Source organism: Microbulbifer mixtoriginis (SeqCode), assembly GCF_052466765.1.
On record NZ_CP174289.1, the window covers coordinates 4,422,839 to 4,434,855 of the forward strand.

The 12,017-nt window shown below is 53.7% G+C and carries 11 protein-coding genes; 5 read left to right on the forward strand and 6 right to left on the reverse strand.

Features of this window, described 5'->3' with window-relative positions; genetic code table 11:
• Positions 1–187 precede the first annotated feature (187 nt).
• The gene (locus ACJJIV_RS19125) at positions 188–814 is read left to right on the forward strand and encodes a MiaE family protein (RefSeq protein WP_252082118.1); all 627 of its coding nucleotides are present in this window, start codon (positions 188–190) and stop codon (positions 812–814) included.
• Between the two features lie 209 nt (positions 815–1,023).
• Here the strand turns inward: ACJJIV_RS19125 and ACJJIV_RS19130 are convergent, their stop codons facing one another.
• The gene (locus ACJJIV_RS19130) at positions 1,024–1,284 is read right to left on the reverse strand and encodes a DUF3081 family protein (RefSeq protein ID WP_444889987.1); all 261 of its coding nucleotides are present in this window, start codon (positions 1,282–1,284) and stop codon (positions 1,024–1,026) included.
• A gap of 67 nt (positions 1,285–1,351) precedes the next feature.
• On the opposite strand from ACJJIV_RS19130, the gene ACJJIV_RS19135 reads away from it, so the two are divergent.
• The 3 genes from ACJJIV_RS19135 to ACJJIV_RS19145 all read left to right on the forward strand — a co-directional run bounded on the left by ACJJIV_RS19135 (position 1,352) and on the right by ACJJIV_RS19145 (position 3,549).
• Positions 1,352–1,813, forward strand: a complete 462-nt coding sequence (locus tag ACJJIV_RS19135; RefSeq protein ID WP_252082116.1) for a DUF3429 domain-containing protein — start codon at positions 1,352–1,354, stop codon at positions 1,811–1,813.
• Between the two features lie 73 nt (positions 1,814–1,886).
• Positions 1,887–2,513, forward strand: a complete 627-nt coding sequence (locus tag ACJJIV_RS19140; protein ID WP_252082115.1) for a malonic semialdehyde reductase — start codon at positions 1,887–1,889, stop codon at positions 2,511–2,513.
• Positions 2,514–2,571: 58 nt separating this feature from the next.
• Positions 2,572–3,549: a hypothetical protein gene (locus ACJJIV_RS19145; protein WP_444889988.1), complete on the forward strand. Its 978-nt coding sequence runs from the start codon at positions 2,572–2,574 to the stop codon at positions 3,547–3,549.
• 46 nt (positions 3,550–3,595) lie between these two features.
• On the opposite strand, the gene ACJJIV_RS19150 is transcribed toward ACJJIV_RS19145, so the two are convergent.
• A complete protein-coding gene (locus ACJJIV_RS19150; RefSeq protein WP_252082113.1) occupies positions 3,596–4,051 on the reverse strand; it encodes a DUF2269 domain-containing protein in 456 nt (151 codons plus the stop codon).
• Between the two features lie 79 nt (positions 4,052–4,130).
• On the opposite strand from ACJJIV_RS19150, the gene ACJJIV_RS19155 reads away from it, so the two are divergent.
• A complete protein-coding gene (locus tag ACJJIV_RS19155) occupies positions 4,131–4,598 on the forward strand; it encodes a YpsA SLOG family protein (protein ID WP_444889989.1) in 468 nt (155 codons plus the stop codon).
• Here ACJJIV_RS19155 and adiC read toward each other — a convergent pair.
• From adiC to ACJJIV_RS19175, 4 genes are read right to left on the reverse strand one after another with little or no spacing between them, the layout of a single operon-like run.
• Entirely contained in the window at positions 4,588–6,084 is a 1,497-nt protein-coding gene (gene adiC / locus ACJJIV_RS19160) for an arginine/agmatine antiporter (protein WP_444891732.1), read from the reverse strand. The genes ACJJIV_RS19155 and adiC overlap by 11 nt on opposite strands.
• Positions 6,081–8,387, reverse strand: a complete 2,307-nt coding sequence (locus ACJJIV_RS19165) for an Orn/Lys/Arg family decarboxylase (protein ID WP_444889990.1) — start codon at positions 8,385–8,387, stop codon at positions 6,081–6,083. Before ACJJIV_RS19165 ends, adiC begins: the two co-directional genes overlap by 4 nt.
• Before the next feature lie 48 nt (positions 8,388–8,435).
• Positions 8,436–10,148 (reverse strand): thiamine pyrophosphate-dependent enzyme, encoded by a 1,713-nt coding sequence (locus ACJJIV_RS19170; protein WP_444889991.1) that lies wholly within the window; start codon positions 10,146–10,148, stop codon positions 8,436–8,438.
• A gap of 27 nt (positions 10,149–10,175) precedes the next feature.
• Positions 10,176–11,873: an FMN-binding glutamate synthase family protein gene (locus ACJJIV_RS19175; RefSeq protein WP_444889992.1), complete on the reverse strand. Its 1,698-nt coding sequence runs from the start codon at positions 11,871–11,873 to the stop codon at positions 10,176–10,178.
• Between the last annotated feature and the right edge of the window lie 144 nt (positions 11,874–12,017).

Below are 12,017 nucleotides of genomic sequence, written 5' to 3' on the forward strand. Positions count from 1 at the left end.
TGAAGTTGGTTAGAGGTTGGCTAGAGGTTGACTGAAGGGGGGGCGTCATAGGGAAAAGGATAGATAGCTATTTACAGTAAAAGCTGCCCTGGAGAGCAGCGCTTGATTTCTGTTGGGGCCTGCCTTTCTGCTGTTGTGCCGCTATAATCCCGCGCCAAATGATGATACCAGATGAAATACTGATCCCATGAGTGCCCAAGTTCCCGATTTGTCCGCGATTCACGAATTCCTGCTGTGCGCCACCCCGGATGCCTGGATTGAGGCAGCACTGGCTGAGCCGGAAATGATGCTGGTGGACCACGCCAACTGTGAAAAGAAGGCGGCCGGTACAGCGCTCAACCTGATGTTTCGCTATCTGGGGGATTTTGAGCTGCTGCACAAGATGTCGCGTTTGGCTCGTGAGGAGTTGCGCCACTTCGAGCAAGTACTGGCTATTATGGAAAAGCGCGGCATTGCCTATCCCCACGTGAGCGCCTCCCGCTACGCGGCTGGGTTGCGTGCCGAGGTGCGCAGCGCAGAGCCAGGGCGCCTTGTGGATACTCTGATTTGTGGAGCCATTATTGAGGCACGCTCCTGTGAACGCTTTGCCCGTATAGCGCCACACTTGGATGAAGAGCTGCAAAAATTTTACCTGTCTCTGCTGAAATCTGAAGCTCGCCATTTCCGCGACTATCTACATCTCGCGCAAAAAGCCGCAGATGAAGATATTGAGCCGCGGGTGCAAGCGTTGTTAGCGCTGGAGAAAGAGCTCGTGCTGAGTGGCGATGGTGAGTTTCGTTTTCATAGCGGTGTGCCGGGAAAGTCGCAGGGCTAGGGTCCGTTAAAAATCATTGAACCGTCACTGATGGAGATCACTTTCTTGCCTAACTAGACAGGAGGGCTATGAAGTTGTTCTACATCAGTTGCAGGCAGTACATTGGACACCAAAATGCTGTGTGCCTATTTAGGTGCTACTTAGGAGCTACCGCGGTTTAGGCGCTACCCTGATGCTAGTCCACTGGGAAGCAACGGCGCTTAAGGTATTCATTTCTGATCAAGACTAGCCAGTAGGCGTATAAAATCCTGTAGCTCTCTGTCGTTCGAATAATCGATAGAAAACTTATTGTGAAAAAAGACGGTGAGCTTCACTTTTGCTGAGTTGATAAATACGGTGTAGCCATCAAAGTCGGTGCTCACTGTCAGCCCCTTGTAGTGCCAGCCGTCTGTTTCCTTGTGTCCCTCCCGGGTGACACGATCAAATACCCGCAAGGCCTGTTTGACATCAATTTTGCTCTCCTCTTCCATGCTGGCTTCCCCGTGCCACTAAACTTGTTGTTTCTGTTCTCCCTTACTGTATGGAAGATTAGACAGCATGGATAGTAGCGGCTATCAGCAGCCGGTGGTGGATACCCGTTTATTTGATGCCCTGGCTTACCTGGGGCTCTGTCCTTTTGTTGTCGGTCTATTGTTGCAGCTAACTGAAGTCTCCCTCCTGGGTATTGATGCCAGCCTATTCTTTACCGCTTATAGCGCAGTGATTCTCAGCTTTTTGTGTGGTATCTGGTGGGGGGGCGCGCTGAACCGGCCCGGCCATCCTCACCGGTTGGCGTTGATCGTGCTCAGTAATGTGGTTGCGCTTGCCGGGTGGGTGGGATTAATGCTTTATCAAAGTGCTTGGGGGTTGCCCATTCTCGCAATAGGTTTTGCCTTTGTGGCCTGGATGGAGGCCCGCTTAAATCCCAATCTGCCTGGTCGGGAGCAGTATTTTCGTACTCGCAGTATCGTGACCTATCTGGTGATTGCTTGCCATATCGGCATGATACTGCTGCGTTAACACTTGGAGTAACCGTTTCTCCGTCGTTCTGAAAGCTAGACTTTCACCAGAAAGCGACACGAGAGTGCCAGGTATGAAGTCGATTGCCCCTCCAGCATTGGATCAATTATTTTTTGAAGCTAGAACACACAGTTACTGGCAAGATAAACCGGTGCCGCAAGAGTTGCTGAAAAAGTTGCACAATCTTGTCAGGATGGCGCCCACCAGCGCTAACTGTTGCCCGATGCGGGTTGTTTTTATTGTGAGCAAGGAGGGAAAAGCCCGGCTTAAACCGGCTTTGAATGCGGGCAATATTGAGAAAACCATGTCGGCACCGGTGACAGCAATCATCGCATTTGATATGCGCTTTTACGAATATCTTCCCAAGTTGTTTCCCCACACACCGGCGCGTGAGTGGTTTGCCGATAATCCAGAGTTGGCAGAAACCACGGCATTTCGCAATGGCTCAATACAGGGTGGCTACTTTATTCTGGCGGCTAGGGCTCTGGGCCTGGACTGCGGTCCTATGTCTGGGTTTGATAATACCCTAGTAGATCATGAATTTTTCAGTGATCAGTCCTCAACCCTAGCCTTTGTACAGGAACACTGTCCAGGCCATATTAAATCCAACTTTCTCTGTAATCTGGGATACGGTGTGGATGCCAAGTTACATCCGCGCAACCCGCGCTTTGAATTCGATGAGGTATGCCAAGTTGTTTGAGGGCACTGTGTGAATGCCACCAAGATTTTAAGAGGAAGGTTAAAAGTGAGTTGGATGAATGGCTCATAGGCAATTGCAAAATCTATTTCGCCCGAATAATTACTTTTTACCCAGAGATGAAGAGGTTTTGTATGAGTTGTTTGGCAGGGATATCAGCCGGCCGGTAGTTGAGCGTTTTCTCGCGTTTCAGGATACTGAATATTTACGCTGTGTCTCATCTAAAAATAAAGGAATTTACCGGGCTGACCAAATGCTTCTGGATTGCTATGCCAGAAAAATTAATGAAGAAGCGGTTTTGGGTAAAAAACTGCTGTTCAGCAAGGAGGAGCTAGAGCCAATTATTTCGGCGTATCGAAATGAAACGCGATACATGAATCTGGGGGAAGAGAGGGTGTCTTTACCCCATGACGTGATTTCTACCGAAGAATTTATTCTGCACTTACAGGCCACCATTGTTAAAGCCTTGGAAAAAAAGAAAGAGGCCGATGACTTTGTCGTGGTAATTCCTACCACCAGTTATAAAGGGGAGCTTATTCCCAAGGCAATCTGCAGCAAGGCAAAACTGGATGATGAAACTTTCAAAAAGCAGTGTCAGTTGGGTTTGGTGAGAAACCAACACCTGCAATATGTGCTCAGTAAATCTTATCTTTGGACCCTAGCCCATGCCTGGCCCTTTATCACAGGTAGTGAGGTGGGCAGGGGGCGCTTTCGCGGGGTTGTATTCCGGCAGTTTGATCTTGGGTGGGACCTGATCTGCCCTGATCTCGATAGTGATACCAATGTTTTTGTCATTACCGATGCCAGTTGTTCCGGTGGCGAGGCTGAGCAAATTCGCAGTCGCTTGCTGAGGTGTGATAGGAGCGAGAAATCTGCGGTTATTATTCCACTATGTAAAAAGAAAGCCTTAGAGCGGTTGAGTAAAACCCCTGACGGTTTTGCCGATATTATCACAGGGGTTGTGCTGGAGGACTTTAAGCGGCAGTGGAAAGATATGGGGCAGAGAGCGAGCTATAAAATACTGCGGGGAGGGAGTTAAGGCTGAAAACGTGTATTTGGCCATCATCAAATTTTCGTGATGCTGTTTAAAAGGAGGGCTTGGAAACCATCAGGTAAACGATAGCAATCGTTAAGGGAAAGGCCAGAGCACCTAGCAGGCACCAGGTGCGCATGATCCAGCGGATTTGACTGTGGCTATTTTCTTGGTTTGCATGTGCGCGCAATTGATATTGAAGGTAGACAACCGGTAGCCACAATAGGAAAACCGCTAGGGTTAGCCCGGCAGCCAATTGCAGCCAGGTTTGTTCTATCCATGCCGGGTTAATCACCAGCATCCCCAAGGCACTTCCCAGTAAACCGAGTACTGCGCTGCCGGTAAATATCCAGTCTGCTCGCACCGTTTCCTTGCTCACCCACTGAATCACCTGGGAATCACCGGACAGCCAGCCGCGCAAAGTATACCAGGCAATCCCGGTACCGGTTCCGAGTACGATAATGGCGCAGAGAATATGTAGTGTCTTGAGTGCGAGGTAGTAATTCATAAAGCAGCAGACCAAAATAAACCGGCAATAAGGTAGAGTTTTAGCGCAGAACTTTCAATCCTATAGGTTTGATTTGGCTATGAGTTTCAAACCAGAAAAAATTATCAGCGGTGGGCAGACCGGTGCGGATACTGGTGGCTTGATTGCCGGGCAACGATTGGGTATTGCCACCGGTGGTACTGCCCCGCAGGGGTATTGGACCGAAGCTGGAGAGCGCGCCGATTTCCTCAAAAGATTCGGGCTGATTGAGCTGGCATCTGGGAATTTAGCAGAGCGCACTCGGGAGAATATCCGTAATTCTGATGCAACTTTGATTTTTACCGACAATCCCGGCAGTGATGGTACCTCTTATACCATTAAGTTTTGCCGGGAGCAGGGGAAACCCTTTTTAGTGATTGATCCCTGGGATGACTGTTGCAAACAAATTCGCGATTTTATCGGTAAAAATAAACCTTATATTTTAAATGTGGCCGGCAATAGGGAATCAAATTCTCAGGGAATTACCTGGCGCACGGCCGAGACCATACTGCGGGTATTTAGTGGTTAATTGGTTGCGACTGTTGGTTCGAGACTTGTGGTTGTGGCGCGCGCAGGCGTAGCTCTAGGTCTGTATGCTGGCCCACGGAAAACCAGAAAAAAACGCACAGCGCAGTGACTGTTGCGCCGAGGGTAAAGTATTGCACCCACTTTGGCTCCGGTCCGCCGGGTAGCCAGTGTTTCTCTGCGACGCTGCGGCGGCGATTCAATATCAGCGCATAGAAAATAACGGTGGCAATAACAAATATCAGCGACCAGCGTGTCTGCTGGCCATCGGAGCCCACCAGTGCCACCAGGCAATAGATTGCGGCAATTAGCAGTATTACAGTAAACAGTGTGTATTGTTGCTGCGGTATTTTGCCGTAAGCGAGTACCCGCAATGCAATTGCCGAGTAGATATAGGGCAGTAATGTCATGATGACCGCCACTGAGGCGATCTTGCCAAATTGCTGGCTGGCGCTGGGAGAAATGGTGGCGAGTACCAATAGGGACATCAGAATGGCCACCAATGTCAGGCCGACAGAGGGCACCCCTTTAGGGTTGGTTTTGGCAAAGGCTTTGGAGAAGAGACCGTCATCAGCTGCGGCCTTGGCAGATTGCCCTACCAAAAGAATCCAGCCGCCGAGAGAGCCGATACAACCTACTGCTGCACAGACTGCAACAATATTCGCGGCGGTATTACCTAACGCCAAACGTGCGGCGTCGGCAAAAGGTGCCGAAGAGGCGATGAGTTCCTTGTTGGGCAGCATGCCCATAATGACTGAAGAGCTCAGGACATAGGCTACCGATGCCAACAATACCCCGCCAACAGTGGCGATCGGCACATTGCGGCTGGGGTTTCTCACCACTGCGGCGGATACAGATGCGGTTTCCACGCCGATAAATGCCCACAGGGTAAAGGTGAGGGTGGCCATAATTGCACTGGCATTACTCTTGCCGGAGACATTCCAGCTGGCGTTGAATGTCTGGCTATCAAACCAGAACCAACCAAAGAGTGCTGTACCGAGAATGGGAATAAATACCAAACTGGTGGTGAGCGATTGGATACGACCAACCATACGCGGCCCGAGGATATTCGCGTAGGTAAGTAGCCAGATCATGGCCACCTGGGCCAGGGCGAAGGTCATAGGGTCCTGGAGCGGGGGGAAGAAATGGGTGATATAGCCCAGCCCGGCGGTGATCAGTGCGACATTGCCGATGACATTGGCCAGCCAATACACGAGGTTGGTCTGGTAGCCGATATAGTCGCCAAACGCCCTGCGTGCGTAGGCATAAGGGCCTCCGGCGGCTGGGTCCAAGGCGGCAAGGCGGGCAAAAACCAGTGCTAGTGATACGGCGCCCACGATGGTGATCAACCAGCCAATCAGAGAAATGCTGCCTATAACTGCCAAGTTAGCAGGCAGCATAAATACGCCGGAGCCCATCATATTGCCGGCCACCATCAGCGTGGCTGGCACCAGGCCGATTTTATTACTCTCCGCCGTCTGGGGGGTTATGGCGCGGCCCCCCGGCTCAGGGTGTAGACATGGTAGTGCCCCTTGTGTACTTCGACACCGTGGTTGTCATGGCCGAAGCCGGGAAACTCCCGGTCGAAGGACTCCAGCACGCGTAAATATTCCAGGGCAGGACTGCCCTCGCTGCCAAAATTTTCCCCCGGCATCAATAGCGGAATACCCGGTGGGTAGGGAATAACCCCGGTTGCTGCGCTCCGCCCAGACAACTGGCTCAAGGGAAGCAATTCCACTTCGCCGCGCACCAGGGCTTCATAGGCCTGCACAGGGCTGCAGTCGGCCTGTGGCAGAGCAGAAAAACCAGCGGACATTTTTGCTGTGCTGCGCAATTCCTTCATACGGGTAAACATTTTTTGCGCCAGGTCGCGTAGGCCTATATCGGCATAACCAGAGTGTTTGGCCAGCAGATTGGGCAGACACTGGCTGAGAGGCTGGTTGGCATCGTAGTCCCGTTTGAAGGCGAGTAGTGCGTTGATCAGCGTGCCCCATTTGCCCTTGGTTATGCCGATGGAAAACAGGAACAGGATGGTAAAATCAGTGGTCTTCTCGACAATAATGCCGAGGTTATCCAGGTACTTGCTGATAATGCCGGCTGGAATACCCCATTCCGCCAGCTGACTGTTGCGCTGCATGCCCGGGGTAGTGATTGAGACCTTAATGGGGTCGAGCATGCAATAGCCTTTCTCTAGCTCGCCGAATCCGTGCCAGGAGTCTCCGGGATCCAACAGCCAGCAGCTGGCTTCGCTGCACAGTAGCTCTGTAGGTGCGCTGTGAAAGGCGTATTTCTGGCCGCTTGAAGGTTCTGTTACCTGATCCGGCTGCCAGCCATCAAAAAACCACTCCCCTTTTTCCCCATACTCTCGTTTCAGCCGTGCCAACACTTGGCGAAAAGCCACCGCCTCAGCGATAGATTCGCCCGTGAGCGCAGTGCCGCCAGGTCCGTCCATCATTGCCGCACTGACATCATTCGAGGCCATGATGGAGTAGAGGGGTGAAGTGGAGGCGTGCAACATAAAGGCCTCGTTAAAGCGGCCGTGTTCGATGGGGCTGCGCCCATCGCGGATATGAATCATGGAGGCCTGCGATAGGGCCGCCAGCAGTTTGTGTGTGGACTGGGTGGCAAATTTTGTCGGGCCTGTGTGAGGCTCATCGTCCTCGCTGTCGTACATCGCGAAGCGATCCCGGTAGATTGGGTTGAAACGCGCATAGGCGTACCAAGCCTCATCAAAATGCAGCCGGTCTACGGACTCACCCAGCAATTCCTCCACCCGGCGCACGTTATAGCAGAGGCCGTCATAGGTGGAGTTGGTGATCACCGCATGTATCGCCCGCTGGCTATCGGCGCTGCCCGCCAGGGGATTGTTAGTAATGGCCTCTGAAATGGCTGCTTTCGTCAACTGATCCGGGGGAATCGGGCCAATCAAGCCGTAGTGATTGCGCAGTGGTATCAGGTAAGTAGGAACAGCGCCGGACATGGTGATGGCATGTTCTACAGACTTGTGACAATTGCGGTCGCACAGGGCCAGCTGGCCGCGGGTCACAGAGGCCATCACAATCACGCGATTGGAGGTGGAGGAGCCGTTGGTGACATAGTAAGTGCGATCTGCGCCGAATACCTTGGCTGCGTAGCGTTCCCCTGCGGCAATGGGGCCTGTGTGATCGAGTAGGGAGCCCAGCTCTGTTACAGAGATGGACAAATCTGAACGCAGCATATTTTCGCCGAAAAAATCATAGAAGGCGCGCCCTGCAGGGGACTTTAAAAAAGCGGTGCCACCAGTGTGGCCGGGCGTGTGCCAGGAGTATTCATGCACATGGGAAAAATGGGTTAGGGCGGCAAACATGGGCGGCAGCACCGCCTGGCTGTAGCGCCTTATTGCACCCTGGATACGCCCGCCGATAAAAGTGGGGGTGTCCTCCAGAATCCAAATGAAGTCATTGGCCAGCTCCAGGGCGCGGCGCGGCATATTGCTGACGGTTTCGCGGTCGGCGAGCAGAAATACCGGCAGATGCAGATTACGTGCTCGCAACTGCTCCAGCACATTCAGCGCTGGGGGGTGACCGCTGCCGGGCAGTTCCCAGTTCAGTAGCAGACATTGTATTGCTGGGTTGGCGCGCAACATGGCACTGGCATCGTCACTGGAAACCGTGGTGATCAGGTCGATGCGGCGCTGCGCCAGCTCCTCCTGCAGGCGTGTGGCGGCGCGGCCAGGAGCGCTGTTGCTGGCAATCTCCCCACTGGCGAGCAGGGCCAACATATTGGTGGGCACTTGTTTTCCGAGCTGGTGCATGAACCTCCCGCCTGGGTTGCGTCTCGGGTCGAGTTGGCCGGCTCCCCGTCAGCGCAGAAAGTTGTCTTTCAGCAGGTCGACCACTTCATCAGCGCGTCCGTTGAGTATGGCTTTGAGGCCAAATAGCGCGGTGGAAGACACCTGCTGCGCTGTCACCTCCGGGGGCATCACCAGTTCCAGCCGGTTTACAGTGACGTCCAGTAAGGCAGGTCCTTTGACTGCCAGCCAGCGTTTCATCGCGTCTTCGAGATCACCCGCTCTCTCGACTTTTTCTCCAGGAATACCAATCACTTCCGCCATGCGGCTGAAGTCGGGGTTCTGCAGGTCGGTGTAGCTATCCAACAGTCCCTCAATACGCTGTTCCATTTCCACAAAGCCGAGGGAGTGATTGTTAAAGACCAATAGTTTGAGTGGGATTTTTTCCTGCACCAGGGTCAATAGATCGCCCATTAGCATGGTCATTCCGCCATCGCCACACATCGCAATTACCTGGCGGTTGGGGTCTGCCTTAGCCATACCCAGACCCTGGGGGTAGGCATTGGCCATGGTGCCGTGGGAGAGACTGGTGAGGAAGGAGCGCTTGCCATTAGCGCGCAGGTGGCGCAGCAGCCAAACCATGGGAGAGCCGCCATCGGCGGTAAATGCAGCTTCGTCGCTGGCGAGTTTGTCCAGGGCTTGGGCAACGTACTGTGGGTGAATCAGTTTGGGGTCTGGCTCGTGGCCCCGCTCTTCCAACTGCTCCAGGTCTTTTTGATAGCGACCGAGCAGGTCCTGGAGAAATGCATTGTCACTGCGGTCTTTTAATCTTGGCAATAGGGCTTCAATGGTCGCGCCGACATCGCCGACCAGGCCCATATGAATGGGCGTGCGTCGCCCGAGATGGGAAGCCGCAATATCCACCTGAATAATGGTGGCTTTTTCCGGGTAAAACTGGGTGTAGGCGAAATCGTTACCCAGGCACAACAGCAGGTCACAGGTTTGAACTGCGCGATAACCGGCAGGGTTGCCGAGGATACCATTCATGCCCACGTTGCAAGGATTGTCGTATTCCAGATATTCCTTGGAGCGGGTGGTATGCACTATGGGTGCTGCCAGCTGCTGTCCCAGCTTAACTACTGCATCGTGCGCGAAGCGGCAGCCGATACCGCCATAGATAACAATTTTCCCTGCTTGGTTGAGTTTTTCTGCCAGCGCATCCAGCTCCTCATCAGTGGGGCGTGCTATCCACTGGGGGCGATGAACAGCCCAGGGAATTGAGTCTTTGATCTTGGTCTTGAAGATATCGCCACTGACCTCAACCACCGCAACGCCTCTGTGGTTGAGGGCTGCCTGAGCAGCTTGGCTCACAATGCGGCGAGCCTGCTCAGGGTCGGAAAGGGTTTCACAGAATACTGCGCACTGCTCGTAGAGTTTGATCTGATCGACATCCTGCGGGAATCCCAACCCCTGCTCGGCTCGGTCAATGCGGGTGGCGATCAGCAATACCGGTGCGCCATTGCGGTGGCTCTCAAAGATGCCGTTGAGAAAATGCAGGCTGCCGGGGCCAGCGGTACCGGCACAGACACTGAGCTCCCCGCTCAAGTAAGACTCACCGCCCGCAGCCAGGGCACCCACCTCTTCGTGACGAACGTGGACCCACTCCAGCTTGGACTGGCGCACGGCGGAGGTGAAATGATTGATGGTATCGCCGACGATGCCATAGCAGCGCTTTGCTCCGGCTTTTACCAGGGCATCGACAATAATTTCCGAAACGGTCTCCATGGAAATCTCCAGAGTAAGGGGCAGGGCTTACAAGCGCCGCAGTGCGGAGTGATCATCGTGGTGAGCCAGGTTGACCGCGGGCCGGAATGAATCAGCCCTGGCGGCCTGCCACCAATGCCGGTAAGGCGTCTCCTCAGGGGCGTCTATCAAAGCGTTCTCATTGAGAAAGTGCCAGATGCGATCAATAGGATATGACTCGGTACCATTGATGCGGTGATAGAGATGGTAGGGTTGTAGGTCGCGCGGTTCGGTTAAACCGGCGGCGGCGACAATCTCCCCCAGGGCTTCCAGGGTCTTGGCCTGGAAAGCCGCCGCGCGCTTGCTCTGCACATCCACCACCAGGCCCCGCTGGCGCTTGGGGTCCTGGGTCGTGACACCGGTAGGACAGGTGTCGGTGTGGCAGCGTCGCGACTGAATACAGCCGATGGAAAACATAAAAGGCCGCGCGGCATTGCACCAATCGGCGCCTATCGCCAGACAGGCTGCGAGTTCAGAAGCAGAGTAGATTTTACCGCTCGCCGCCAGGCGCACTTTATCGCGCAAGCCGGTAGCGACTAAGGCATTGCGGACTACGATCAGCCCCGACAGCAGTGGCATACCCACATGGTTGGATAATTCCAATGGCGCGGCACCCGTCCCGCCTTCGGCGCCATCGACCACGATAAAGTCGAGATATTTCTCTGTTTCCAGCATGGCTTTCATAATGGCCAGTACTTCAAAGACCTGCCCCACGCACAGTTTGACGCCCACCGGTTTGCCACCGGATAGGTTGCGCATCTGATCGGCAAATTCGAGCATTTCAATAGGGGTGGAAAACATCGAGTGGGCGCGTGGAGATACGCAGTCGACGCCCGGCTGGACTTTGCGGGTTGAGGCAATTTCCTGGGTAACTTTTGCTCCGGGTAATACACCGCCATGGCCAGGTTTAGCGCCCTGGCTCAGTTTAATTTCCGTCATTTTTACCTGATCATCGCAGGCTTCGCGAAAAAGGTCGGGATCGAAGCTGCCGTCATCCTTACGGGCACCGAAATAGCCGCTTCCCAGCTCCCACACCAGGTCCCCACCGTGTTTGCGGTGATAGGGGCTGATGCCACCTTCTCCGGTGTCGTGATAGAAACCACCGATAGCTGCGCCCTGATTCAGTGCCTCAATCGCAGCGGCGGATAAGGCGCCGAAGCTCATGGCGGAAATATTTAATAGCGTTGCCGAATAGGGTTTTGCACAGCGGCCAGAACCTACTTCGATGCGGGACTTTATATCAGCCTCTTTGGCCGGGTTAATGGAGTGCGTGAGCCACATGTATTCATCACTGCGTACATCCAGCTCCGTACCAAAGGGGTGCATATCCGAGAAACCGTCGGCGCGGGCGTAGACCAGTCTGCGCGCCTCATAGCTAAATGGTCTGCCCTCCTCATCACCCTCCACTATGTAAGCGCGGAAGTAGGGGCGCAGATTCATAAATAACCAGCGTATGCGCCCGGCAACGGGGAAATTACGTGTCAAACTCCAGTTGGGCTGGAGCATGTCATAAATGCCCAGTAGCACTAAGAACAGGCTGAGTAGCAATGCGATCACCCACCAGGCATCGACAGCAATGGTGAGTATTAAAAATATCGGTGTCAGAACCAGGGCGGTCACTGGAATGATGGCGCGCTTGATTCCATTCCGACTGGCATAGGCGCGCCAGGCTGTGGAGATGATCATAGTGTGTGGGTTCAATCTCATTACTGGGAGTTCCGATAATGAACCTAGATCATCACAGGGGGCTTTGCCGCTATCGGTCCACGATCTGCCGCAAAACTGACCACCCCCAGTATGAATCTTGCCAATCTACTGTTTGTAGGCGCGTAAATACTGGCTTTAGGCATT

What these genes read in the sequence shown, in the direction of transcription:
- ACJJIV_RS19165 (WP_444889990.1), bottom strand. Translation starts at nt 8,387, where the DNA reads ATGCACCAGCTCGGAAAACAAGTGCCCACCAATATGTTGGCCCTGCTC.
- ACJJIV_RS19145 (WP_444889988.1), top strand. Translation starts at nt 2,572, where the DNA reads ATGGCTCATAGGCAATTGCAAAATCTATTTCGCCCGAATAATTACTTT.
- ACJJIV_RS19135 (WP_252082116.1), top strand. Translation starts at nt 1,352, where the DNA reads ATGGATAGTAGCGGCTATCAGCAGCCGGTGGTGGATACCCGTTTATTT.
- ACJJIV_RS19170 (WP_444889991.1), bottom strand. Translation starts at nt 10,148, where the DNA reads ATGGAGACCGTTTCGGAAATTATTGTCGATGCCCTGGTAAAAGCCGGA.
- ACJJIV_RS19130 (WP_444889987.1), bottom strand. Translation starts at nt 1,284, where the DNA reads ATGGAAGAGGAGAGCAAAATTGATGTCAAACAGGCCTTGCGGGTATTT.
- ACJJIV_RS19155 (WP_444889989.1), top strand. Translation starts at nt 4,131, where the DNA reads ATGAGTTTCAAACCAGAAAAAATTATCAGCGGTGGGCAGACCGGTGCG.
- ACJJIV_RS19175 (WP_444889992.1), bottom strand. Translation starts at nt 11,873, where the DNA reads ATGAGATTGAACCCACACACTATGATCATCTCCACAGCCTGGCGCGCC.
- ACJJIV_RS19150 (WP_252082113.1), bottom strand. Translation starts at nt 4,051, where the DNA reads ATGAATTACTACCTCGCACTCAAGACACTACATATTCTCTGCGCCATT.
- ACJJIV_RS19140 (WP_252082115.1), top strand. Translation starts at nt 1,887, where the DNA reads ATGAAGTCGATTGCCCCTCCAGCATTGGATCAATTATTTTTTGAAGCT.
- ACJJIV_RS19125 (WP_252082118.1), top strand. Translation starts at nt 188, where the DNA reads ATGAGTGCCCAAGTTCCCGATTTGTCCGCGATTCACGAATTCCTGCTG.